Annotated in this window: 25 protein-coding genes; 9 read left to right on the top strand and 16 right to left on the bottom strand. The window is 67.1% G+C overall.

What is annotated here, in order from left to right:
• Nucleotides 1-109: 109 nt before the first annotated feature.
• From WIX41_RS05730 to ahpC, 5 genes are all read right to left on the bottom strand, one after another.
• A complete protein-coding gene (locus tag WIX41_RS05730; protein ID WP_339446146.1) occupies nt 110-1,072 on the bottom strand; it encodes a transaldolase in 963 nt (320 codons plus the stop codon).
• 51 nt (nt 1,073-1,123) lie between these two features.
• The gene (rnk, locus tag WIX41_RS05725) at nt 1,124-1,528 is read right to left on the bottom strand and encodes a nucleoside diphosphate kinase regulator (protein ID WP_339446145.1); all 405 of its coding nucleotides are present in this window, start codon (nt 1,526-1,528) and stop codon (nt 1,124-1,126) included.
• Nucleotides 1,529-1,666: 138 nt separating this feature from the next.
• Nucleotides 1,667-2,623 (bottom strand): DNA-binding transcriptional regulator OxyR, encoded by a 957-nt coding sequence (oxyR, locus tag WIX41_RS05720; RefSeq protein WP_339446144.1) that lies wholly within the window; start codon nt 2,621-2,623, stop codon nt 1,667-1,669.
• A gap of 91 nt (nt 2,624-2,714) precedes the next feature.
• Entirely contained in the window at nt 2,715-4,307 is a 1,593-nt protein-coding gene (gene ahpF, locus WIX41_RS05715) for an alkyl hydroperoxide reductase subunit F (protein WP_339446143.1), read from the bottom strand.
• 153 nt (nt 4,308-4,460) lie between these two features.
• Nucleotides 4,461-5,024: an alkyl hydroperoxide reductase subunit C gene (gene ahpC / locus WIX41_RS05710; protein ID WP_068849365.1), complete on the bottom strand. Its 564-nt coding sequence runs from the start codon at nt 5,022-5,024 to the stop codon at nt 4,461-4,463.
• A 341-nt stretch (nt 5,025-5,365) separates the two neighbouring features.
• Between ahpC and prmC the strand changes: the two genes are divergently transcribed.
• Both prmC and pip read left to right on the top strand, forming a co-directional pair.
• Entirely contained in the window at nt 5,366-6,223 is an 858-nt protein-coding gene (prmC, locus tag WIX41_RS05705; RefSeq protein WP_339446142.1) for a peptide chain release factor N(5)-glutamine methyltransferase, read from the top strand.
• Between the two features lie 34 nt (nt 6,224-6,257).
• Nucleotides 6,258-7,202 (top strand): prolyl aminopeptidase, encoded by a 945-nt coding sequence (gene pip, locus WIX41_RS05700; RefSeq protein ID WP_339446141.1) that lies wholly within the window; start codon nt 6,258-6,260, stop codon nt 7,200-7,202.
• A 157-nt stretch (nt 7,203-7,359) separates the two neighbouring features.
• Here pip and WIX41_RS05695 read toward each other — a convergent pair whose 3' ends face one another.
• Genes WIX41_RS05695 through WIX41_RS05680 form a run of 4 tightly spaced genes read right to left on the bottom strand, consistent with a single transcriptional unit; the run spans nt 7,360 to nt 10,194 of the window.
• Nucleotides 7,360-8,166 carry an N-formylglutamate amidohydrolase gene (locus WIX41_RS05695; RefSeq protein WP_409187327.1) on the bottom strand — a complete coding sequence of 269 codons (807 nt, stop codon included), beginning with the start codon at nt 8,164-8,166 and terminating at the stop codon, nt 7,360-7,362.
• Nucleotides 8,147-8,698: an NUDIX hydrolase gene (locus WIX41_RS05690; protein ID WP_339446139.1), complete on the bottom strand. Its 552-nt coding sequence runs from the start codon at nt 8,696-8,698 to the stop codon at nt 8,147-8,149. The genes WIX41_RS05695 and WIX41_RS05690 overlap by 20 nt, the downstream gene beginning before the upstream one ends.
• A complete protein-coding gene (locus WIX41_RS05685) occupies nt 8,695-9,618 on the bottom strand; it encodes a 5'-3' exonuclease (RefSeq protein WP_339446138.1) in 924 nt (307 codons plus the stop codon). Before WIX41_RS05685 ends, WIX41_RS05690 begins: the two co-directional genes overlap by 4 nt.
• Entirely contained in the window at nt 9,619-10,194 is a 576-nt protein-coding gene (locus WIX41_RS05680) for a nitroreductase family protein (protein WP_339446137.1), read from the bottom strand.
• A gap of 331 nt (nt 10,195-10,525) precedes the next feature.
• Here WIX41_RS05680 and WIX41_RS05675 point away from each other — a divergent pair, with 331 nt between their 5' ends.
• Nucleotides 10,526-12,835, top strand: a complete 2,310-nt coding sequence (locus tag WIX41_RS05675) for a DUF1631 domain-containing protein (RefSeq protein ID WP_339446136.1) — start codon at nt 10,526-10,528, stop codon at nt 12,833-12,835.
• 276 nt (nt 12,836-13,111) lie between these two features.
• Nucleotides 13,112-14,191 (top strand): NAD(P) transhydrogenase subunit alpha, encoded by a 1,080-nt coding sequence (locus WIX41_RS05670; protein WP_339446135.1) that lies wholly within the window; start codon nt 13,112-13,114, stop codon nt 14,189-14,191.
• 104 nt (nt 14,192-14,295) lie between these two features.
• Here WIX41_RS05670 and WIX41_RS05665 read toward each other — a convergent pair whose 3' ends face one another.
• The 3 genes from WIX41_RS05665 to WIX41_RS05655 are packed head-to-tail and all read right to left on the bottom strand — an operon-like array spanning nt 14,296 to nt 15,625.
• Nucleotides 14,296-14,727, bottom strand: a complete 432-nt coding sequence (locus WIX41_RS05665) for a DUF3106 domain-containing protein (protein WP_339446134.1) — start codon at nt 14,725-14,727, stop codon at nt 14,296-14,298.
• Between the two features lie 2 nt (nt 14,728-14,729).
• Nucleotides 14,730-15,047, bottom strand: a complete 318-nt coding sequence (locus WIX41_RS05660; protein ID WP_339446133.1) for a hypothetical protein — start codon at nt 15,045-15,047, stop codon at nt 14,730-14,732.
• 8 nt (nt 15,048-15,055) lie between these two features.
• The gene (locus WIX41_RS05655; protein WP_409187456.1) at nt 15,056-15,625 is read right to left on the bottom strand and encodes an RNA polymerase sigma factor; all 570 of its coding nucleotides are present in this window, start codon (nt 15,623-15,625) and stop codon (nt 15,056-15,058) included.
• Between the two features lie 129 nt (nt 15,626-15,754).
• Here WIX41_RS05655 and WIX41_RS05650 point away from each other — a divergent pair, with 129 nt between their 5' ends.
• Both WIX41_RS05650 and WIX41_RS05645 read left to right on the top strand, forming a co-directional pair.
• Nucleotides 15,755-16,063: an NAD(P) transhydrogenase subunit alpha gene (locus WIX41_RS05650; RefSeq protein ID WP_068849390.1), complete on the top strand. Its 309-nt coding sequence runs from the start codon at nt 15,755-15,757 to the stop codon at nt 16,061-16,063.
• Nucleotides 16,060-17,514, top strand: a complete 1,455-nt coding sequence (locus WIX41_RS05645; protein WP_339446131.1) for an NAD(P)(+) transhydrogenase (Re/Si-specific) subunit beta — start codon at nt 16,060-16,062, stop codon at nt 17,512-17,514. Before WIX41_RS05650 ends, WIX41_RS05645 begins: the two co-directional genes overlap by 4 nt.
• Nucleotides 17,515-17,640: 126 nt before the next feature.
• On the opposite strand, the gene WIX41_RS05640 is transcribed toward WIX41_RS05645, so the two are convergent.
• The gene (locus WIX41_RS05640) at nt 17,641-18,060 is read right to left on the bottom strand and encodes a hypothetical protein (protein ID WP_339446130.1); all 420 of its coding nucleotides are present in this window, start codon (nt 18,058-18,060) and stop codon (nt 17,641-17,643) included.
• 119 nt (nt 18,061-18,179) lie between these two features.
• Between WIX41_RS05640 and sufT the strand changes: the two genes are divergently transcribed.
• The 3 genes from sufT (at nt 18,180) to WIX41_RS05625 (ending at nt 22,123) form a co-directional block, all read left to right on the top strand.
• Nucleotides 18,180-18,731: a putative Fe-S cluster assembly protein SufT gene (sufT, locus tag WIX41_RS05635; RefSeq protein ID WP_214904702.1), complete on the top strand. Its 552-nt coding sequence runs from the start codon at nt 18,180-18,182 to the stop codon at nt 18,729-18,731.
• Nucleotides 18,732-18,762: 31 nt separating this feature from the next.
• Nucleotides 18,763-19,860: a branched-chain amino acid aminotransferase gene (locus WIX41_RS05630; RefSeq protein WP_339446129.1), complete on the top strand. Its 1,098-nt coding sequence runs from the start codon at nt 18,763-18,765 to the stop codon at nt 19,858-19,860.
• Between the two features lie 523 nt (nt 19,861-20,383).
• Nucleotides 20,384-22,123 (top strand): S8 family peptidase, encoded by a 1,740-nt coding sequence (locus WIX41_RS05625; RefSeq protein WP_339446128.1) that lies wholly within the window; start codon nt 20,384-20,386, stop codon nt 22,121-22,123.
• 140 nt (nt 22,124-22,263) lie between these two features.
• Here WIX41_RS05625 and WIX41_RS05620 read toward each other — a convergent pair whose 3' ends face one another.
• From WIX41_RS05620 to wrbA, 3 genes are all read right to left on the bottom strand, one after another.
• The gene (locus WIX41_RS05620) at nt 22,264-22,749 is read right to left on the bottom strand and encodes an asparaginase domain-containing protein (protein ID WP_339446127.1); all 486 of its coding nucleotides are present in this window, start codon (nt 22,747-22,749) and stop codon (nt 22,264-22,266) included.
• A 126-nt stretch (nt 22,750-22,875) separates the two neighbouring features.
• Nucleotides 22,876-23,214, bottom strand: a complete 339-nt coding sequence (locus WIX41_RS05615) for a DUF2069 domain-containing protein (protein ID WP_339446126.1) — start codon at nt 23,212-23,214, stop codon at nt 22,876-22,878.
• Nucleotides 23,211-23,801: an NAD(P)H:quinone oxidoreductase gene (gene wrbA / locus WIX41_RS05610; RefSeq protein ID WP_339446125.1), complete on the bottom strand. Its 591-nt coding sequence runs from the start codon at nt 23,799-23,801 to the stop codon at nt 23,211-23,213. Before wrbA ends, WIX41_RS05615 begins: the two co-directional genes overlap by 4 nt.
• Between the last annotated feature and the right edge of the window lie 23 nt (nt 23,802-23,824).

Below are 23,824 nucleotides of genomic sequence, written 5' to 3'. Positions count from 1 at the left end.
CCGCCCCTGCGCGTAGAACTGAGGCGCCGGCTCTCGGCGAGGACACAAAAAAACGGGACGGCTGCAATCAACGCAAACCGTCCCGCTTTTGTACTAAACGGAACCGAACTTACAAACGCTCGCGAATCGTCTCCCGCAGCGCTTCCAGATCCTTCGCGAACGCATCGATACCCGCCGCCAGCTTCTCGGTCGCCATCGGATCGGCGGCCAGATCGGCAGCGAACGTCGCCGCGTTGATCGGCGTCACATCGACCGATTCCGCCGCACCCGCCACCAGCTTGCGCGGCAGCTCGCCGTGGTCGGCGTCCAGCTTTTCCAGCAGGTCCGGGGAGATGGTCAGGCGGTCGCAGCCGGCCAGCGCTTCGATCTGCGCGGTGGAGCGGAACGAGGCGCCCATCACCACCGTCGCCGAACCGCGGCGCTTGAACTCGGCGTACACGCCGCGCACGAACACCACGCCCGGGTCGGCATCGATGCTGGCCGGGGCCTGGCCGTTGGCCACGTACCAGTCCAGGATCCGGCCGACGAACGGCGAGATCAGGAACGCACCGGCCTCGCTGCAGGCCAGTGCCTGGGTCGGGTTGAAGATCAGCGTCAGGTTGCAGTCGATGCCTTCGGCCTGCAGCCGGCGTGCGGCTTCCACGCCTTCCCAGGTTGCCGCGATCTTGATCAGTACCTTGCTGCGCGGCACACCGGCTGCTTCGTACATCGCGATGAACTGGCGCGCCTTGGTCACCGTTTTCGCGGTGTCGTGCGCCAGGTCCGCATCCACCTCGGTGGAAACGCGACCCGGCACCAGCGTGCTCAGCAGCGTGCCCACGCCCACGGTCAGGCGGTCGGCCACCGCATGCACGATGGTTTCGCGCTCGCCCGTCTGCGTACGGCCCCAGGCCAGTTCGCGATCGATCAGCTCGGCGTAGACCGGCAGGTCCAGCGCCTTCTTCACCAGCGTGGGATTGGTCGTGCAGTCGACCGGCTTCAGGCGCTTGATCGCCTCGTAGTCGCCGGTATCGGCGACGACCACGGACAGATCGCGCAGCTGCGAAAGTTTGGACGGGGTTGCGGTGCTCATTGCGGCTCCTGGAACGTTACCTGGGCCCTGCGCGGCGCGCGGCAGGGATGATCAAATCCGGGGGTTGTGGACGGCAGTCACCCGCAGGCGCAGCTTGCGGCCGCCAGGTGCATCCCAGTCCATGGACTGGCCAACGGCAAGACCCAGCAGCGCAGTGCCTACCGGTGCCAGGATGGAGACCTTGCCCTGGTCGACATCGGCTTCGCGCGGGTAGACCAGCGTCAGCTCGTGCTTGTCGCCGTGCACCTCATCTTCGCATTCCACCCGCGAATGCATCATGACGACACCGTCCGGCATCTGTTCCGGCGCCACCACGGTCGCACGGTTCAGTTCCTTGCCCAGTGCCAGCGCGGCGGGGGTGCTGGCAACGGCAGGCGAATCAAGCATGGCCTCCAGGCGGTCCATGTCGTGGCTGGAAACGGTGATGGAAGGCGGCAGGCCGCTGGCGGTGGACATCTGAAACTCCTTTCGATTATGGAAGACCCATGCAAAAGGCGGCGCCAGCTGGCACCGCCTTGTTCTATTGTGCTGCCTATCAGCGGCGGATGCGACCCGGGCCCGGGTCGCCCCGCTACGGCCGGTTCAGCGTGACCGTCAGACCCGCGGCTGGCGCGCGCGCGGGCTGTCCGGTGCGCTATCGCCGGTATCCAGCAGGAACAGGGCCTCCGGCAGTCGTTTGAACTGTTCGGCCAGCTGCTCCAGGAACCCGGTCATGGCCGAACTGCGCCGCCAGGCCATGGCAATGCGCCGGCTGGGCCGGTCATCACCCTGGAAATCGAGCAGGCGGATGTTGTCCGAGCGCGGTACCGGCGGCTTCACCGACAAGGTCGGCAGCAGCGTGATGCCGACATCGGCTGCAACCATCTGCCGCAGCGTTTCCAGGCTGGTGGCGCGGAACTCGGATTTCTCGTTGGCACCGAACAACCGGCACACGGCCAGTGCCTGGTCGCGCAGGCAGTGCCCGTCCTCGAGCAGCAGCAGCTTCTGCGAGGACAGCTCCTGCACATCCAGGTGGTGGCGTCGCGCCAGCGGATGCTGGCCGGAAACGGCGAGCAGGAACGGTTCCTCGAACAGAAACTCGGCGTGCAGCTGGTCATCGTCCAGCGGCAACGCCAACAGCGCCGCATCCAGCCGGCCGTCGCGCAGCCGGTTCAGCAGTTCATCGCTTTTTTCCTCGACCAGCAGCAGCTCCAGTTGCGGAAACCGGCTGCGGATGTTGGGGATGACATGCGGCAGCAGGTACGGGCCAAGGGTGGGGAAAATGCCCAGCCGTACCGTGCCCGCTTCCGGGTCGCGGCTGCGCCGCGCCGCTTCCTTCAGTTGTTCGATTTCGGCCACGATGGAGCGTGCGCGTGCGGCCGCTTCCAGCCCGGCCGGGGTCAACATGACCTTGCGGGGCGAGCGCTCCACCAGCGGCAGTCCCAGCTCATCCTCGAGCTTGCGGATCTGGGTCGACAGCGTGGGCTGGCTGACGAAGCAGGATGCCGCCGCTCGACCAAAGTGGCGATGGTCGGCCAGCGCCACCAGATATTTCAGATCACGTAGGTTCATTTCCTTGTACCTCTAGACGGTAATGGACCGGGTGATGGCGTGGTTTACCCAGCAGGTAAAAAAGTTCCCCGCAAGCGGGGAACCGGACGTTTCAGGCAGCTTCGGCGACAGCGCCGCTGCTCTTGGGAACGGTAGTGCGGATCAGGTGATCAAAAGCGCTCAGCGCTGCGGTAGAGCCGGCGCCCATGGCGATGATGATCTGCTTGTAGGGTACGGTTGTGCAATCTCCTGCGGCGAACACGCCCGGAACACTGGTCTGGCCCCGGTCGTCAATGACCACTTCGCCGCGCGGCGACAGCGCCACCGAGTCCTTCAGCCACTCGGTATTGGGCAGGAGGCCGATCTGCACGAAGATGCCTTCCAACTCGACCCGGTGGGCATCGCCGCCGGCGCGGTCCTTGTAGACCAGGCCGGTGACCTTCTGGCCGTCGCCCAACACTTCCTGGGTGAGGGCGCTGGTGATGATGGTGACGTTGCCCAGGCTGCGCAGCTTCTTCTGCAGTACCTCATCGGCGCGGAGTTTCTCATCGAATTCCAAAAGGGTCACATGCGTCACGATGCCGGCCAGGTCGATGGCGGCTTCCACACCGGAGTTGCCGCCACCGATCACCGCCACGCGCTTGCCCTTGAACAACGGGCCATCGCAGTGCGGGCAATACGCCACGCCCTTGTTGCGGTACTGGTCTTCACCGGGCACGTTCATCTGGCGCCAGCGCGCGCCGGTGGACAGGATCACCGTGCGCGACTTCAGCGATGCGCCGTTCTCCAGTTTGATCTCCACCAGGCCATCGTCGCCGGCCGGCACCAGGCCGCTCGCGCGCTGCAGGTTCATGATGTCCACGTCGTATTCGCGCACATGCTGTTCCAGCGCCATGGCCAGTTTCGGACCTTCGGTTTCCTTGACCGAGATGAAGTTTTCAATCGCCATCGTATCCAGCACCTGGCCACCGAAACGCTCGGCCGCCACGCCGGTGCGGATGCCCTTGCGCGCCGCGTAAATGGCGGCTGCCGCGCCGGCGGGGCCACCGCCGATCACCAGCACCTCGTACGGCGCTTTGGCGGCCATCTTCGCCGCGTCGCGCTTGGCCGAACCGGTGTCCAGCTTGGCCACGATCTGCTCCAGGCTCATGCGGCCCTGATCGAACACTTCCCCGTTGAGGTACACGGTGGGCACGGACATGATCTGGCGCGCTTCGACTTCGGCCGGGAACAGGCCGCCATCGATCGCCACGTGCTGGATGCGCGGGTTCAACACCGCCGCCAGGTTGAGCGCCTGGACCACGTCCGGGCAGTTCTGGCAGGACAACGAGAAATAGGTTTCAAACCGGTATTCGCCTTCCAGCCCCTGCACCTGTTCGATCACTTCGGCGGTGGCCTTGGACGGGTGGCCACCCACCTGCAGCAGCGCCAGCACCAGCGAGGTGAACTCGTGGCCCATCGGCAGGCCGGCGAACGCCAGGTGGATGTCCTGGCCCGGCGTGGTCAGGGAGAAGGAGGGGGTGCGTTCGGCGCCGTCGCGGCGGATCTCCAGCGTGATCTGGGCGGACAGGCTGACCAGGGTCTCGAGCAGCCCCAGCATCTCCTGCGACCTGGCGCCCTCATCGGCGTGCGCGGTGATCTGGATCGGCCGGGTGACGCGTTCCAGATAGGTCTTCAGCTGGGACTGGAGGTTGGCATCCAACATCGAATAACTCCTTGATTCAGGCAAAGGAACGGCGTCGACGTACCGCTACGGTACATCTGGGCGGCGTAGGGGTGAACCGAAGCGGGCGCGGGCGCACCGGCTTGGATTCACCCCCACTCCCGTCGAAACGGGAATGGGGATGAGGCGTTGCGGTTAGATCTTGCCGACCAGGTCCAGCGACGGGGTCAGGGTCTTTTCGCCTTCCTTCCACTTGGCCGGGCACACCTGGTTCGGGTTGGCGGCGGTGAACTGGGCAGCCTTCAGCTTGCGCAGGGTCTCGGAGACGTCACGGGCGATCTCGTTGGAGTGGATCTCCAGGGTCTTGATCACGCCTTCCGGGTTGATGATGAAGGTGCCGCGCAGGGCCAGGCCTTCTTCGGCAATGTGCACGCCGAAGGCGTTGGTCAGCTGGTGGGTCGGGTCGCCGACCAGCGGGAACTGGGCCTTGCCGACGGCCGGCGAGGTTTCGTGCCACACCTTGTGCGAGAAGTGGGTGTCGGTGGTGACGATGTACACCTCGGCACCGGCCTTCTGGAACTCGGCGTAATGATCGGCGGCATCTTCAATCTCGGTCGGGCAGTTGAAGGTGAAGGCGGCCGGCATGAAGATCAGGACCGACCACTGGCCCTTCAGGGTGCTGTCGGAGACCTTGATGAACTCGCCATTCTGGTAGGCGTTGGCTTCAAACGGCTTGATCTGGGTGTTGATGAGCGACATCGATGTTCCTCGTGGTGAAGGGGATGGGTGAAGCAGCCAACACAGAGTAGCGGCTCGCTTTCGATAAGGACAATGAATTGATTTCATCCATGCGATAGATGCAGTCTATTGAAGTGGCCTGATCCTTGAATGAATGTCGTAGGCTATTCATAAATAAGCTGTTGTTTTGTAAGAATTGTTGTGGATTTTCTGGTCAGGGCGCTGATAGTCGTTGCTTATCCGCGCGATCGGGAGGCTGAACAGCCTTTCAGCGCTGGCAGGCCGCTGCGACATCCGGTCGCGGTGGCCGGCCTGTGCCGCCATTGGCCTACACTGCGCCCCCACCGTCGCCCAGGCCCGCCATGACCGCCGCCCCGCAGGAGATCCGACAGCTGCTCGCCGCCGCCGCCCGCGACCTGCCCGGGGTGGAGGGCAGGCACGAAGCCGAACTGCTGCTGCTGCATGTGCTGGGGCGCGAGCGCGGATGGCTGTTCGCGCATGCCACCGACGTGCTCGATCCGGTCACGGCCGAAGCCTTCGCCGCCCTGCTGCAGCGTCGCATCGCCGGTGAGCCGGTGGCCTACCTGCTCGGCCGCCGCGGTTTCTGGACACTGGACCTGGCCGTCAGCCCGGCCACGCTGATTCCCCGCCCGGAAACCGAGCGGCTGGTCGAGCTGGCTCTGGAGCGCCTGCCGGAAGGCGTGCCGCTGCGGATTGCCGACCTGGGCACCGGCAGTGGCGCCATCGCGCTGGCCCTTGCCAGTGAACGCCCGCAGGCTCACGTACTGGCGACCGACATGAGCGCGGCGGCGCTGGCGGTGGCCGCCGGCAACGCACGCGCGCATGGGCTGGCCAACGTCGCATTCCGGCGGGGTTGCTGGCATGCGCCGCTGGCCGGCGAGCGCTTCGACCTGATCGCCAGCAATCCGCCCTACATCGCCAGCGACGACCCGCACCTGGCGCGGGGCGACCTGCGCTTTGAACCTGCCACTGCGCTGGCCTCCGGGCACGATGGGCTGGACGACATCCGCCTGATCATTGCCGGCGCGCCCGCGCATCTGCAGCCGGGCGGTTGGCTGCTGATGGAGCATGGCTGGGACCAGGGCGAGCCGATCCGCGCGCTGCTGGCGGACGCCGGGTTTGTCGAGGTCGACACTGCCGTCGACCTGGAGCAGCGTGACCGGGTCAGCCTGGGCCGGTGGCCGGCCACGCAACGGTAGAATGAGCGACCGCGATTCCACTGGAGCTCCACCCATGCGCACGCTGTACCCGGCCATCACCCCTTACGACGTTGGCAGCCTGAAGGTCGACGACCGCCATACGCTGTACTTCGAACAGTGCGGTAACCCGGAGGGCAAGCCGGTGGTGATGCTGCACGGCGGGCCCGGCGGCGGCTGCAGCGACAAGATGCGCCAGTTCCACGACCCGGCCAGGTACCGCATCATCCTGTTCGACCAGCGCGGTGCCGGCCGTTCCACCCCGCACGCCGACCTGGTCGACAACACCACCTGGGACCTGGTGGCCGATATCGAAAAGCTGCGCGAGCACCTCAAGGTGGAGCGCTGGCAGGTATTCGGTGGCAGCTGGGGCTCGACCCTGGCGCTGGCTTACGCGCAGACCCACCCGCAGCGGGTGACCGAACTGGTGCTGCGCGGCATCTTCATGCTGCGCCGCTGGGAACTGGAGTGGTTCTACCAGGAAGGCGCCAACCGCCTGTTCCCGGATGCATGGGAACACTACCTGGCGCCGATCCCGGCAGTGGAGCGCCATGACCTCATCTCCGCCTTCCACCGTCGCCTGACCAGCGACGATGAGGCCACCCGCCTGGCCGCGGCCAAGGCGTGGAGCGTGTGGGAAGGGGCGACCAGTTTCCTGCACGTGGACGCCGACTTCGTGAACAGCCATGAAGACCCGCGCTTCGCGCTGGCGTTTGCGCGCATCGAGAACCATTACTTCGTCAACGGCGGCTTCTTCGAGGTCGAAGAGCAGCTGCTGCGCGATGCGCACCGCATCGCCGACATCCCCGGCGTGATCGTGCATGGCCGTTACGACGTGGTGTGCCCGCTGCAGAACGCGTGGGAGCTGCACAAGGCGTGGCCGAAATCGACGCTGGAGATCAGCCCGGCGTCGGGCCATTCGGCGTTCGAGGCGGAGAACATCGACGCGCTGGTGCGTGCTACGGATCGGTTTGCGGGTTGATCTTTGCCTGATCTTCAACGCGTAGAGCCACGCCCTGCGTGGCTGCTTTTTCCAACCGCACACAACCATGTATGGGGGCTGCCCGGCGACCGCCCCAGCACGTAGCAACTGAAGCGCTGCTGTTGGCGGAGACGGTGCAGCCAGGCAGGGCCTGGCTCTACAGGCGCAGCAACTGCGGTTGCAGAACTGAAAACACACGCGCCAACCGCTCTGCCCAGGCTTGCTGCCCGGCAGCATCGGCAATCAGGTCCTGGCGGATTTCAAGCTCCACATGCAGCAGGCCGCGGCCTTCGCCATGCACCGGCACCGCGTAATCGCTGGTGCTGTTGACCGAGTAGGGTTCGTTGTCGCCCACCACCAGGTCGCCCTCATCGCGCAGTGCCTGCAGCAACGCATGTGCAAAGCGCGTGTCGCGGTGGTACAGCACGCCGGCGTGCCACGGCCGCGCCACGCCGTTCATGCACGGGGTGAAGCTGTGCATCATCACCAGCAGGGTCGGGCGCTTGGCGTCGGCGCGGGCCGCCAGCTCCGTCTCGATGCGTGCGTGGTACGGCACATGGATCGCATCGATGCGCTGCCGTCGCTGGACGTCGGACATCCCCGCATTGCCCGGCACTACGGTGCCGTCGCTGGCCTCGGGAATCAGCGTCGGCGAAGCCAGCGGCCGGTTGCAGTCGATCAGCAGGCGCGAATAGGTCTGCTCGATCGCCCAGGCGTCCAGCCGCGCCGCCAGCGCTCGCGTAACCCCGGCAATGCCGATGTCCCAGCCGATATGCCGGTCCAGCTCCGCCTGCGGCAGGCCCAGACCGGCCAGTGCCCGGGGCACCTGCTGGCCGGCATGGTCGGCCAGCAGCACATAGGCAGACGTACCGTGCGCCCGGTGAACGGTGTAGATGTCCGGATCATCGCCGCCAAGCAGCGCCGACACTGCCTGCGTGCCCGAATCAGCCACGCGCGGTGCCATCCAGATGGTGTTCGATCATCCACAGGCCGGCCCACAGCTTGGCATCCAGCTCATAGCCCTGGCCCATCTTCTCCACCAGCCATGCCGCCGCGCGGGCGCGCGGAATTTCATGCACGGTAATGTCCTCGCTGGCGTCGCCGCCGCCATCGCCCACTTTGCGCAGGCCGGTGGCGCGCACGAAGGCGATTTTTTCGCTGCTGGCGCCGGAGGAGGTCGGGCCGATCATCAGCACTTCGGCATGCTCGGCGGTCCAGCCGGTTTCTTCTTCGAGTTCGCGGACTGCCGAGACCTCGATCGATTCGCCCGCGTCGATATCGCCGACCAGGCCGGCCGGCATCTCGATCGTGTTGGCCTGCAGCGGTACCCGGAACTGCTCGACGAACAGCACGTTGTCGTCGGGGGTAACGGCGATGATGATCGCGGCCAGGCCGCCGGCATGGGTGCGTTCGCTGTATTCCCAGCTGCCGCGTACGACCATGCGCTGGTACTTGCCTTCGTAGACGACCTTCGGGGCTTGCGTGTTGGGGCTCATGCGAACTCGCTGGCGGGTGGGGAAACATCGGAAATGCCGGCGGCGGTGAACAGCCGGCGCCGGGTCAGTGGGCCCAAGCGCAGGGCCTCGCACAGGCCCTGCAACATCTGCGGGTCGGCACTGGAACGGCTGAAATCGGCCTGGCTCGCATCCAGCGGCGCATCCAGCGCGATCGTGGTCAGCTGCCGCCACAGCAGCGCGTGCTCGCGCTGTTCGCGCAGCCGCACCGCCATCTGGGCGGCGCCGCGCAGGCGCAGGAACGGCACTTCGTCCAGGCGCTCGTACAGCGTGTCCAGGCTGCCGAAATGGGCAAGCAACACTGCAGCGGACTTGGCGCCCACCCCGGTCACCCCCGGGATGTTGTCGACCGCATCGCCACACAGCGCCAGGTAATCGGCGATCTGGTGGGCATGCACGCCATGGCGGGCCTTGACCCCAGCCATGCCCCAGCGCTGGTTGCGCGCGTAATCCCATTGCTCGTCATGCTCGAACAACAACTGCGAGAGGTCCTTGTCGGCCGACACGATCACCCCGCGCATGCCGGCCGGGCGGCGCGCGTGCAGCGCGCTGCCGATCAGGTCATCGGCCTCGTACTCATGGTGTGCCAGTACGGCCAGGCCCAGCGCGCTGCATAGCGCCTTGCAGTGCGCGAACTGCCGGCGCAGTGCATCCGGGGCCGGGTCGCGGTTGGCTTTGTAGGCTGCATACAGGCTGTGCCGGAAGCAGCTGTCCAGTGCCTCATCAAAGGCAATGGCGATGTGCTGCGGCCGCTCGCGCTCGAGCAGGTCCAGCAGGAAGCGGGCAAAGCCGTGCACCGCGTTGGTCGGCCAGCCCTGTTGGTCCTGGAACTCGTCGGGCATCGAATGCCAGGCCCGGAACACGTACAGGCTGGCATCGACCAGATAGAGAGGCCTGTGCACTCAGCCCACCCAGTCCTGCAGCAGCGCGGCCGGATCGGGGCGTTCGCGTTCCGGCACGCGGGTCCTGGGCGTGCCGATATGGATGAAGCCGGCAATGCGTTCATGCCCGGCCAGGCCCAGGTGGGCGTGCACGGCCGGGTCGAAGGCCATCCAGGCGGTCAGCCACTGCGCACCGAAGCCCAGCGCCTGCGCGGCCTGCAGCAGGGCGAAACAGACACAGCCGGCGGTCATCAGCTGCTCCTGTTCGGGCACCTTCGGGCTCGGCGTGGGGGCGGCGATGACCGCGATGATCAGCGGCGCATGCGAAAAACGCAGCCGGTCTTTTTCCACCTGCGCGTCGGATGCAGTGGGGTCGCGCTCGCGGCTGCGCCGGGCCAGGAACTCGCCCAGTTGCAGGCGGGCGTCACCGGTGATGCGCAGGAAGCGGTAGGGCACCCGCTTGCCGTGGTCGGGCACGCGCACGGCCGACACCAGCATTCGTTGCAGGGTGGCCGGGTCAGGTCCGGGCGCACCCAGTTGCAGGACGGGAACCGAACGGCGGGCGTCCAGGGCTTGCAGCGCAGGGGAGTCGAGCATGGGGTCTCAGTCAGGCGTCGTGGTGTTCCCGATTATAGTCGGGGCAGTTTGTGACTCGACTTGGGGCAATCTCCGGCCCATTTGCGACAAACCGTGATGAACCGCACTTAATTAATGGCAATCCTTCACGTCGCTGTACTCGCTTCCCACCGACGCTGGCCTTACGATACAAGGCCTGCCGGCACCCGGGTCTGAGGTTCAAAGTGCGGACTGTTTCACTGTCCCTGACCGGTGGGCCGTCCTACCATCCGTGTGCTGGTGTCTTGGGGACGCCGGTGCCCGTTGTTTCCATGTTGCATTCTGTGCCTGCGAGGGTGGGGAGCCTTTTCGCATGATCGCCACGCCCAATGTACCGGGGCAGCCGGGTCGCGACCCGGCGCTGTTGAAGCTTGCGCGCGAAGCTGCCCTGCCGGGGCTGGCCGAGTCGTTTGCGACCGTGCTTGCCCGCTTCGACGACGTGTTGTTCGACCGTGCCGGCACCGCCGGCGCGTCGCAGCTGTTGTTCCTGGATGGCATGCGTGAGCTGCGTCGGCGCCGCGAGGACATCGTGGCCGGCTTCCGTGGGCACCTGATGCGGGCCTGGGACGCGCTGGAGCGTGCCGATCCATTGTCGGCCGAAGCCACCTTGGCCGGCCAGGTCGAAGAAGGGCTGAGCCTGGTCCCTGAACACGTACTGGAATCGCGGTTGGCGGTGCGCAACTTCGCCACCGTGCTGCTGCGCGACTGGAAGCCGGTGCTGGGCCGGCTCGACCGTCGCCTGGGCTGGATCGCCGGTGGACTGGAGTTGAGTGCCGATTCCAATCCGATCAGCCCGGAACATATCGGCGTGGCCATCCATGAGGCCTTCGCAGACTGTGAACTGGCGCCGGAAGTGCGCCTGGTGCTGATCAAGCTGTGCGAGCGCGACCTGCACGCGCCGATCGGCAAGCGTTACGAGAAACTCGACGAACAACTGGCGGCCGCCGGCGTGATGCCGCAGATGGCAGCCCCGCGCCGCGCCGCGCCGCGTCCGCCCTCGCCACGGCAGGAGCTGGACGAGCTGGTCGAGGCACTGGAAACCGAAAGCGGCGCGTCCGACGATGGTGCGGCGCCGGCCTGGGCCCGGCGTTTTGCCGACCGCTGGGCCGCCAGCCGCGGCCGCATGCAGTCGGCGCAGGCCGCACATGACCACGCCAGCGACGGTCCCGACGGGATGAGCGGCAACCAGGGCATGCTGCTGGAAGCGCTGCATGAGCTGCTGCAGCAGACCCGACATGTACGCGAAGACGCCACTTCTGCCGCCAGTGTGGCGGTGGGGCAGCAGCGCCCGCTCAGCCAGCGTGAAATGATGTCGGTGCTGTCGCTGCTGCAGGCCACGCCGAGTGCGACCCTGCGCGCGGCGATCGGCGAAGACGGCGAATCGCTGGCGCAGCGGTTGAAGAGTGAAGTGCTGTCCGGGGCGACCCGGCTCGGGGTGGATCCGGCGCAGGCGCGGTTGGACCCGCAGGATGAAGATGCGATCGACCTGGTCGGCATGCTGTTCGACGTGATGCTCGACGAGCGCGACCTGGAGGGGCGTTCGCGCGAGTTGATCGGCCGGTTGGTGGTGCCGTTCGTCAAGGTTGCCATGCTCGACCGCCGCATGTTCGTGCAGAAGACCCATCCGGCGCGCAAGCTGCTCAACTCCCTGGCCGAGGCCTGCGAGGGCAACACCGGCGAGAGCCAGGCCGAGCGCGTTCTGATGGGCAAGGTCGAAGAAATCATCGAACGGCTGGTGGCCGAGTTCAACGAGAACCTGGCCATCTTCCTGACGCTGGAAGAAGAGTTCCGCGACTTCCTCACACAGCACCGGCGCCGCATTGAGATCGCCGAGCGTCGTGCGGCCGAGACCCAGCGCGGGCAGGAGAAACTGGAAGTGGCGCGCACCCGCGCGGCATCCGAGCTGGACTGGCGGATCGCCGATATGGCGCTGCCGCAGGCCATCGGCGATTTCCTGCGCCAGCCCTGGCAGCACCATCTCACCCTGGCCGTACTGCGCGAAGGCGATGACGGTCCGTCGGTGAGTGAGGCGCTCGCCTTGGCTGACGGGGTGCTGGAAGAAGTGGCAGAGGCACGTCGCCAGATCATCGGCAAGCCGTGGCTGCAGGCGTGGCACCCGGTGCTGCGCAAGGTGTTCGCCAGCGTTGGCGTGCACGCCGATGGCGCCAACGCGGCCATCGATTCGCTGCACGACACCCTGCAATCCATCGCCGAATCGCGTCCGGAACTGGAGCGCGCGCTGCCTGAACTGCCGAAGGTGGCACTACCGGCCCCCCCGGTTGCGGACAGCGCTGGCGTGGAGCTGGGCAGCAAGGTGGATGTGACCGATTTCGACAACGCCGATGCCGACCGCTTCCGCGGGCTGGAGATTGGCAGCTGGCTCGATTTCGTCGACAAGGACGGCAAGGTCCAGGCCGGCAAGCTGTCCTGGGTCAGCCCGATCTCCCAGCGCCTGCTGTTCGTGAACCGCCGCGGCGTGCGCTTCTGCGTGGCTTCGCCGGAAGAACTGGCCGTCATGGTGCGCCTGGGCCGCCTGCGCGCGCACATCGACGATGGCGCCTTCGACAGCGCCATGCAGGGCGTGATCGATCGTCTGGACACCAAGGGCGCCACGGTTCACTGAGGTTTCCGTCAACGGCAACGGCAGCGTTTCGGTTGCTACGTGCCGGGGAGGCCGACGGGCAGCCCCCAGGGTTCACGGCGCCCCCCGTACCCCCGCACCCGCCGGCCCTGCGCGATAACCCGTCAGGCAATGGCTGTTCGCCTGAATGCATGAAGCTGCCGGCCAACGGCCGGCACCCAAGCGACGCCGGATTTCAAGCAGTGCTTCCAGCGGAAAGGTCTCCCACCCGACCAATCGGGTTACGATCTCACCACTTACCGCTGCTCGGGGACATGCATGGCTGTCGAGGTGTTGGGGGTCAAGGAACGTGCGCAGGGCGAACGACGCGTAGCGCTGACGCCGGAAACGGCGCGCAAGTACATCGCGCTGGGCGCCACCGTGTGGATCGAACCGGGCGCTGGGACCCGCGCCGGTTTCACCGACCAGGCTTACCTGGATGCTGGTGCGCAGCTCGCTGATGACACCCGCCTGGGCCAGGCCGACATCCTGCTGTGCGTGCAGTCGCCGGATACCGCGCGGCTGGGCCAGCTCAAATCCGGTGCCAGCCTGGTTGGCATGCTGCACCCGCAGGCCGATGCCGAACGCGCCGGCATGATCCAGTCGCGTGGGCTGCAGGCGTTTCCGCTGGAACGCCTGCCACGTACCACGCGTGCACAGTCCATGGACGTACTCAGTTCGCAGGCCGGCATGGCCGGCTACAAGGCCACGCTGATCGCCGCCCAGCTGGCACCGCGCTTCTTCCCGATGCTGACCACCGCCGCCGGCACCATCCGGCCGTCGCGGGTGCTGGTGGTAGGCGCCGGCGTTGCCGGGCTACAGGCCGTTGCCACCGCGCGCCGGCTCGGTGCGCAGGTGGAAGGCTTCGATGTGCGCCCGGAAACCCGCGAACAGATTGAATCGCTGGGCGGCAAGTTCCTCGATCTGGGGGTGAACGCAGTGGGCGAGGGCGGTTACGCGCGTCCGCTGACCGATGAAGAGCGTGCCGAACAGCAGCGCCGGTTGGGCGAGCACCTGCGGTTGGTCGATGTGGTGATCTGCACCGCCGCCGTGCCCGGCCGCCCGGCGCCGAAGATCGTCAGCAGCACGATGGTGCAGGGCATGCGCCCGGGCAGCGTGATTGTCGACCTGGCGGCCGAAACCGGTGGCAACTGCGAGGCTACCCGACCGGGTGAAACCATAGACGTAGGCGGGGTGACCGTGGATGGCCCACTCAACCTGGCGAGCCTGGGCGCGGTACACGCCAGCGAGATGTATGCGCGCAACCTCTACAACTTCGTCGCCCTGTTCGTGAAAGACGGCGCGGTCGCGTTCGATTGGGACGATGAGCTGCTGTCGAAGACACGCTGGATTGCGTAGGCGCGCGATGTTGGCCATCGCGCAGCCACGCAGGGCGTGGCTCTACGCCGCGGCACCGCATCCTGTCCCGTAGAGCCACGCCCTGCGTGGCTGCGCGGCACTGATCAACGCCTGGGCGGTGGCGGCGGGAGGTCCTTCACCGGATTGGCCTTCAGCCATTCCTGCCGTTGCTCCGGGGTCATGGTGGACCAGCGCTCGCGCAACGCGTCACGCTGTGCAGGCGTCATGCCGCGCATCTGCGCGAACAGCGCGCGGGCCTGCTCGCGCTGTTCCGGGCTCATGTTCTCGAAACGGTGGCGGCCACGCCGGGCCAGCTCGCGCTGTTCCGGGGTCATGCTCTGCCAGCGCTGGCCATGCTGCAGCATGCGCTCGCGCTGCGGCGGCGGGGCGTCGTTCCAGCGGTCACGCACCGGCGCGATCAGCGTATCGCGCTGCTGCGGGGTGAGCTTGTCCCACTCCGGCAGCGTCGAGGTCTGCGCTGCGCTGGCCGCGCTCAGCGACAGCAACACCAGCGCCAGGGTCAGTCGCGGTTTCATGTTCACTCCATTGCCAGGTCGGTGGCGCCCAGCCACAGGTACAGGTCCGGATTCTCGTCGAGCACGTCGCCGCTGTCATCCGCGGCCACGCCCGCCATCTGCACCGGCGGGGCCACCGGCGGACGGGCGGTGAAACTGATGCCCAGGCCGAGCGCCACCACCAGCGAACAGGCGGTGGCCAGCCACCAGCCGTGCGCTCGGGCCCGCTGGGGTGCGTGCCGCGCGGCACGCAGGCGCGCCAGCGTGGCCGGGGAGAGCTGGGTCACCGCGTGCGCGTGCAGCTGCGCCAGGGCGGCGTCATCGGGAAGGGTGGGGGACACGGGGCGGCTCACAGTTCGATCTCCAGGTGCTGCTGCAGCGCCTGCCGGGCGCGCGAAAGATGGGTCTTGACCGCGCCTTCGCTGCAGCCCATGGCCGCTGCGGTGGTGGCGCCGTCGAGCTGCTGCAGCACGCGCAGGGTGAAGGCCTCGCGCTGGCGTGCGGGCAGTTCGCGCAATGCCTTGACCAGCGCGGCGTACTGGTCGCGCTGCTCATGCGCCTGGGCCGGGCCCGGGCCAGGATCGGCCCAGTCGATGTCGTGGTCGCCGGCCAGCTCATCGCTGCTGCGCCAGAACCGCAGCCGGAAGCCGCGGCGGCGCTGCAGGTCCACCACCCGGCGGCGCAGGATGCTCCAGAACAGCGGCGACCACTCGCTGGCGGGCTTGTCGCGGTAGGCCAGCATGCGCAGCATCGCGTCCTGCACCGCATCCAGCGCATCGTCGCGCTGGCGCAGCCCGGCCTCGGCGAAGCGGAACGCGCGCGGGCCGATTCCGGCCAGGAACGCGTCCAGCGATACCGGCAGCGCGGTTTCGGCATCGGCATCGTCGGCCAGGGTCGGCAGGGAAGGGCTCACCAGCACAGGGTAGCGCTCGCACAGGGGGATACGGTGAGAACGCACCAGCGCGGTATCGGTTGACCGCCCTGCAGAACGGTTCAGCGCATGGTTATGATGCACGGGACGGGATGACCGCCGGGAAGAGGGACAGCAATGAGCGACGGGTTCGTGGCGTTGTACATCTTCATGTTGGCTGCGATTGCAGGCCACGTGATCATTTCGCGGGTGCCGGTGATCCTGCATACCCCCCTGATGTCCGGGTCCAACTTCATCCATGGCATCGTGCTGATCGGCGCCATGGTGGTGCTGGGCCATGCGCAGACCCCGCTGGAGAAGATCATCGGCTTCATCGCCGTGGTGCTGGGCGCGGGCAACGCTGCCGGTGGCTACGTGGTGACCGAGCGCATGCTGGACATGTTCAAGCCCAGCCAGAAGCGCGACGCCGGGGAGAAGGCACCTTGAACGTCACCACCGCGCAACTGCTGCAGTGGCTGGTGCAGGTGAGCTACCTGGTCGCCGCCACCCTGTTCCTGCTGGGCCTGCAGCGCATGGCCTCGCCGATGACCGCGCGCAGCGGCATCCGCTGGGCCGGCCTGGGCATGCTGATCGCCACGGTGGCGACTTTCTTCCTGCCCGATCTGCACAACGTGCCGCTGATCCTTGCAGCGGTGGCCATCGGTACCGGCGTGGCGTGGTGGTCGGCCAAGCGCGTGGCCATCACCGACATGCCGCAGATGGTGGCGCTGTACAACGGCATGGGCGGCGGTTCGGCAGCGGCGATCGGTGCAGTCGAGCTGCTGCGCTTCTCGTTCCTGGCCAACCGCGATACCAGCCACTGGAGCGCTCAGGCCATCGCCGAACTGAGCGCGCGCCAGCCGTCGGCCACGGTGCTGGCGCTTGCCGTCATCGGCTCGGCGATCGGCGCGGTGTCGCTGTCGGGCTCGATCATTGCCTGGGCAAAACTCGACGGGCGCCTGGACCGGCGCGTGACCTTCCCCGGCCAGCAGGCCTTCAACCTGCTGGTCGCGGTGGCGATGGTCGTGCTGGGGACCTGGGCGGCGGTGAGCCTGAGCCCGGTGGCGATCATCAGCTTCTTCGTGGTCGCCCTGGCGCTGGGTGTGTTGATGACCCTGCCGATCGGCGGCGCCGACATGCCGGTGGTGATCTCGCTGTACAACGCGTTCACCGGCCTGGCGGTGGCCTTCGAAGGCTACGTGCTCGGCAACGAGGCGTTGATCATCGCCGGCATGATGGTCGGCGCGGCCGGTATCCTGCTGACCCGGCTGATGGCCAAGGCGATGAACCGGCCGATCAGCGGCGTGCTGTTCTCCAACTTCGGTGGTGGCGGCACCGCGCAGGAAATCACCGGCGCGCAGAAGCCGATCGAGGCCAGCGACGTGGCCGCGATGCTGGCGTTTGCCGAACGCGTGGTGATCGTGCCCGGCTACGGCATGGCCGTGGCGCAGGCCCAGCACAAAGTGTGGGAACTGGCGCAACGCCTGATCGAGCGCGGGATCAAGGTGAAGTTCGCGATCCACCCGGTGGCCGGGCGCATGCCGGGCCACATGAACGTGCTGCTGGCTGAAGCGGGCGTGCCGTACGACCTGATCGCCGACATGGACGACATCAACCCCGAGTTCCCCACCACCGACGTGGTGCTGGTGATCGGCGCCAACGACGTGGTCAATCCGGTGGCGCGCACCGACCCGGCCAGCCCGATCTACGGCATGCCGATCCTGGACGTGGTCAACGCGCGCAATGTAGTGGTGATCAAGCGCGGCAAGGGCACCGGCTTTGCGGGCATCGAAAACGCGCTGTTCTACGCCGACAACGCGCGGATGCTCTACGGCGATGGCGCCGGTGCGGCCAGTGCGTTGGTGAGCGAGCTCAAGACCCTCGATGGCGGGCATTGACCGCACGTGGCGCCGGGGGCCAGGGCCGGCCAACGGCCGGCGCTACGAATTGTTACGTGCCCATTGAGATCTGGATCAATCGCCCGGTAGCGCCGGCCGTTGGCCGGCCCACGCAATCGCCGAACGTTACCTCGCTATCCACCATCCAACCACCAACGCCACTCCCAGCCACAACCATTCGGCAATGCCGTTGGCCAGCTGAACCAATGTGAACGCCATGAACGGTCCCATCCGCAACGCTGATTCCCACGGATCGAGCCCCAGCGAGCCGCCGAGGTAGGCCGAGGCGATGCCCCAGTTGGCCGCCAGCGCCACCAGCACGGTGCCCAGCAGGGTCAGCGCCACCCGCAACGGGCCGCCGCGCAGGTTGCCCAGGCGCAGCATGAAACCCAGCTCCAGGGCCACCAGCACGGCCATCCAGCCTGCCTGGCCGCCGCTCAGCAGCGCGATGAACAACCAGGCCAGCGTGGCCGTGACGACTCCAAGCAGCAACAGCGGGGGCCAGAGCCAGTGGGCGGACCTGGCGGGCGCAGAGGTGGGCGGCATGCATTCTTCCTTTGGTCCACCACAGGATACCGGCTTGCGGGGGTGACCGGCGCGTGGCCGGCCGCTGGGCTAAAATGAGCGCCTTGCGGGAATTGGCCGCGACCCCCATATCGATCCACATGTACTCCCGTAGCAGCGAACCCGTCCACTTCGAGCGCGACTGCGAGGCCGTCATGGTCCCGCAGGGCGAAACGGTCACCTTGCCGGCCGGCAGCTATGGGTACATCACCCAGGCGCTGGGCGGCAGCTATACGGTATTCGTCGAAGGCAATCTGTTCCGCATCGCCGGCAAGGACGGCGACGCCATGGGCAAGGAGCCGCCACCGGCGCTGGAACTGCCCGCCGACGCCTCCGACGAGGAGGTCGAAAAGCTCGTCTGGCAGCAATTGCGGACCTGCTTCGACCCGGAGATCCCGTTCAACATCGTCGACCTGGGCCTGGTCTACGAAGTGGAGCTCAAGCACCTGGACGATGGCCAGCGCGAGGTCGACGTCAAGATGACCCTGACCGCGCCGGCCTGTGGCATGGGCGATATCCTCGTCGACGATGTGCGCAGCAAGCTGGAGATGATCCCGACCGTGGCCGAAGCCGATGTCGAGCTGGTGTTCGACCCGCCGTGGAACCAGCACATGATGTCCGAGGCCGCCCGCCTCGAAACCGGCATGTTGTAATTGATCCCGTAACCAGAACAGGAAATATCCGGTGTCCCAGTCTTCCGTGAGCTTCACCACCACCCGTTCCGCCCAGCCGCGCAGCAGCGAGGAGCGTGAGCGCATCCTGGCCGCCCCCGGTTTTGGTCTGCACTTCACCGACCACATGGTGGAAGTACGTTGGGACAAGGACACCGGCTGGCACAACGCCAGCGTGCGCCCGTACGGCCCGCTGCAGCTGGACCCGGCCGCCGCCGTGCTGCATTACGGCCAGGAAATCTTCGAAGGCATCAAGGCCTACCGCCATGCCGACGGCTCGATCTGGACCTTCCGCCCCGATGCCAACGGCCGCCGCCTGCAGCGTTCGGCGCAGCGTCTGGCGCTGCCGGAGCTGCCGGTGGAGATCTTCGTCGAATCGCTCAGGCAGCTGATCTCCGTGGATGCCAGCTGGGTACCGTCGGCCGACGAATCCAGCCTGTACTTCCGCCCGTTCATGATCGGCGATGAGGCGTTTCTTGGCGTGCGTGGCGCGCAGAAGGCCGGCTACTACGTGATCGCCAGCCCGGCGGGCCCGTACTTCGCCAAGGGCGTGGCCCCGGTGTCGATCTGGTTGTCCACCGAGTACGCGCGTGCGGCCAAGGGCGGCACCGGTGCGGCCAAGTGCGGTGGCAACTATGCCGCCTCGCTGTTGCCGCAGCAGAAGGCGCAGGCGCAGGGCTGCTCGCAGGTGCTGTTCCTGGATCCGGTCGAAGGCAGGTACCTGGAAGAACTGGGGGGCATGAATGTCTTCCTGGTCTACAAGGACGGCACCCTGGTGACCCCGGCGCTGTCCGGCAGCATCCTGGAAGGCATCACCCGCGAAAGCATCCTGCAGCTGGCGCGCGACCGTGGCATGAAGGTCGAAGAGCGCAAGGTCACCATCGACGAATGGAAGCAGGGCGTGGCCTCGGGCGAGATCGCCGAAGTGTTCGCCTGCGGTACTGCCGCAGTGGTCACCCCGATCGGCCAGCTCAAGGGCGACGGTTTCTCGGTGGGCGACCTCAGCGCGCCGGCAGGTGAAGTGACCATGTCGCTGCGCAAGGAACTGACCGACATCCAGTACGGCCGCCTGCCGGACCGCCATGGCTGGCTGGTGCGCCTGGACGGCTGATCGTTCGATCCGACGCTGGACCTGAACGGCCCGCCTGGCAACAGGCGGGCCTTTTTCATGGGCGCCGGACAGGTACAGCCACGCAGGGCGTGGCGCTACGGAACAATCCGCCGCCTCATCCGCGTAGCGCCACGCCCTGCGTGGCTGGCGCACGCCTGCGCACGTTCGCTGAAACGATCCAAACCCCAGTAACCCATTGTTGCGCAAGCAATGTCTTGTAATTGACGCGCAAGACAGTGACGCAGGACACGAATTACCTCCGGATTGACCCTTCCCCTACCGCCACATTTCTTCACATTCACAAACCTTTGACCCGGAAAGTCTCAGATCGAACTTTTCACAACCCTGAAAGCGGGCTGAAACATTGTTGGGGTCGGGGCGAACCACTAGCGTCCGGGATCGGGCGGTTCCACAGGGGAAACCGATCCGTCTTCCAGGTTCGATTCACGCCCTCTGTCTCCAGCGACGGATCGAACCGACTTTCGCCGCATCGACGGCTCCTCTCGACTTAAAGGGAATTCCGATGTCTCATGATCCGCAGCGTCTGCGTCAGCGTGCATTGGTTGTACTCGGTGGTTCGGTTCTTTCGACCCTGTTGCTGGCCGCCCCGGCATTCGCCGGCGACGTGCAGCTGAGTGGCCTGGCCTCCGCGCCCACCCATCAGCGCTTCATCGTGAAGTACAAGGAGGGCGCCACCGACGTGGCCACGCCGACCGCATTGGCCAGTTCGCTGAAGGCCGCAGCGGCGGCGGTGCCGGCAGCGCAGGGGCGCGCGCTGGGCCTGCAGAAGCTGCGCACCCTGGCGATCGGTCCGACCGTGGTCAAGGCCGACCGCCCGCTGGACGTTGCCGAGTCGGAACTGCTGATGCGTCGCCTGGCCGCCGACCCGAACGTGGAATACGTGGAAGTCGACCAGCTGATGCGCGCCACGCTGACCCCGAACGACGCACGCCTGTCCGAGCAGTGGGGCTTCGGCACCAGCAATGCCTCGATCAACGTGCGCCCGGCGTGGGACAAGGCGACCGGCACCGGCGTGGTGGTCGCCGTGATCGACACCGGCATCACCAGCCATGCCGACCTCAACGCCAACATCCTGCCCGGCTACGACTTCATCAGCGACGCGGCGATGGCGCGCGACGGCGGTGGGCGCGACAACAACGCCAACGACGAAGGCGACTGGTACGGCGCCAATGAATGCGGCGCCGGCTATCCGGCGGCCAACTCCAGCTGGCACGGCACGCATGTGGCCGGCACCATCGCGGCGGTGACCAACAACAGCACCGGCGTGGCCGGTACCGCCTACAACGCCAAGGTCGTGCCGGTACGCGTGCTGGGCAAGTGCGGCGGCTACACCTCCGACATCGCCGATGCGATCGTGTGGGCCTCGGGCGGCACGGTCAGCGGCGTCCCGGCCAACGCCAACCCGGCCGAGGTGATCAACATGTCGCTGGGCGGCAGTGGCAGCTGCTCGGCCACCTACCAGAACGCGATCAATGGCGCGGTGTCGCGCGGCACCACCGTGGTGGTGGCGGCCGGCAACAGCAACACCAACGTGTCCTCGGCGGTCCCGGCCAACTGCGCCAACGTGATCGCAGTGGCCGCCACCACCTCGGCCGGTGCGCGCGCCAGCTTCTCCAACTACGGCGCCGGCATCGACGTCTCGGCCCCGGGCCAGGCGATCCTGTCCACGCTCAACAGCGGCACCACGGTGCCGGGCAGCGCCTCCTACGCGTCGTACAACGGCACCTCGATGGCAGCCCCGCATGTGGCCGGCGTGGTCGCGCTGGTACAGTCGGTCGCGCCGACGGCATTGTCGCCGGCGGCCATCGAAACCCTGCTGAAGAATACGGCGCGGACCCTGCCAGGCGCCTGCAGCGGCGGCTGCGGTGCGGGTATCGTCGATGCCGATGCTGCCGTTACCGCTGCGCTGGGCGGGACCAACCCGAACCCGGGCACCGGCACGCTGCAGAACAACGTGCCGGTCACCGGCCTGGGCGCCTCCAGCGGTGCATCGCTGGCCTACACCGTGGCGGTGCCGTCCGGCCGCTCGCAGCTGAAGGTGACCATCGCCGGTGGCAGTGGCGATGCGGACCTGTACGTGCGCTCGGGTAGTGCGCCCACCGACACTGTGTACACCTGCCGCCCGTACCTGAGCGGCAACAACGAAACCTGCACGATCACCGCCCCGGCAGCGGGTACCTGGCATGTGCGGGTGAAGGCGTACAGCACCTTCTCCGGGGTCACCCTGACCGCGCAGTACTGATGAAAAAAGGCCCCGGCATCGCCGGGGCCTTCCTGGTAGCGCCGGCCGTTGGCCGGCCCACGGATCGCCTGGGCCGCCCAACGGGCGGCGCTACGAATTGCTACGTTCCCGGTGGGAACTGGATACGTCGGCGCGGGTGGTCACGCGTCCTCGAACCGGTTCGCGGCGACGTTCTTGCGCACGTGTTCGGGGTTCCAGATGCGGCCGTTCATGGCGATGTACACGCCCGGCTGCAGCGACTGCACCGCACCGATCGCACAGCCGATGTTGAACTCGGCGTCCGAGCCACGAAAACGGGCCGGGCTGAGCGCGCCGGTCATCACGATGGTCTTGTCGGAAATGCTCTTGAGCACTCGGCCGGTCTGCACCATCGAATCGGTACCATGGGTGACCAGCACGTGGCGGGTCGGCTGCGCGGCGATGGTGGCGCGGATCAGCTCGCGGTCTTCATCGGTGATGTGCAGCGAATCCTTGCGCAGGATCGGAATCACGTTGAAACGGAAGGTCACGCCCAACTCGCGCAGGATCATCCCGATCTGCGGATCACCGATCTGGTAGTCCGACTTGTCGTCGAAGTAGATCTTGTCGATCGTGCCACCGGTGGTGATGATCAGTAGTTCTTCCATTGCAGCAATCCTGGTTGACGTTAAGCCGCGCGACAGTGGCCGCGTAAGGTGCACATGATACGGCGACGAGGTGGGCGCCGGCCGTTGGCCGGCCCACGTACCGCCTGGGCCGGCCAACGGCCGGCGCTACCGGGTCCGCCCGAAGCGCCTGTGCAGCCCTGGTGCGCTCGACACCCCGATCACCGCCAGGGCCAGCAGCAGCTCCGCCCACGCCCAGCGCGCGGTTTCCGGGTGACTCCAGGCGCTCATCACGCCGTGGCTGAACCAGAACAGCGACAGCACCCCCGCCCAGAAGGTGGCCTTGCCCCGGCCGCTGAGCACACCAACCGCCAGCAGCAGCGGCGGGGCGGTGAAGACCAGCTGGCTGGCCAGCCAGTGCCGGTCGTGCGCGAACCAGATCGCAAACACTGCCGCCAGCGCCAGCAGCAGCGTGGCCAACGTCCACTTCTGCACGCGCGGGCTCATTCCAGCCGCCGCGCGATATCGGCCACGCGCCGGCCCAGCGCCCGCGCCAGGATCGCTTCGTCGTCGCTCGGTACCGGGTTGTCGTCCGCGCCGGCCACGTGGCTGGCGCCATACGGCGTACCGCCGGTGGTGGTGTGGCTCAGCGCCGGCTCGGTGAAGGGAATGCCCACGATCAGGCAGCCGTGGTGCAGCAGCGGCACCTGCATCGACAGCAGCGTGGATTCCTGGCCGCCGTGCAGCGAGGCGGTGGAGGTGAATACCCCGGCGGGCTTGCCGGCCAGCGTGCCATTGACCCACTCGGCACCCAGCCCGTCCAGGAAGTGCTTCACCGGCGCAGCCATGTTGCCAAAGCGGGTAGGGCTGCCCAGCAGCAGGCCGCTGCATTCGGCCAGATCGTCCACGCTCACGTACGGCGCACCGTCGTCGGGCACCGGTGGTCGTGCGGTCTGGGTGACCGCCGCCACCGGCGGCACCGTGCGCAGGCGCGCGCTCATGCCGGGCACTTCGCCGATGCCGCGCGCGATCTGGCGCGCAAGCCGCGCCACCGAACCGCCGCGGCTGTAATACAGCACCAGGATCTCCGCCATCTCGCTTCCGTTGTGTCCAGTCT

The sequence above is a fragment of the Stenotrophomonas sp. AB1(2024) genome (genome assembly GCF_037482345.1).
Lineage (GTDB): Bacteria > Pseudomonadota > Gammaproteobacteria > Xanthomonadales > Xanthomonadaceae > Stenotrophomonas.
Note: the sequence above shows the minus strand (reverse complement) of the source record. Positions and strands in the feature narration are given on the sequence as shown.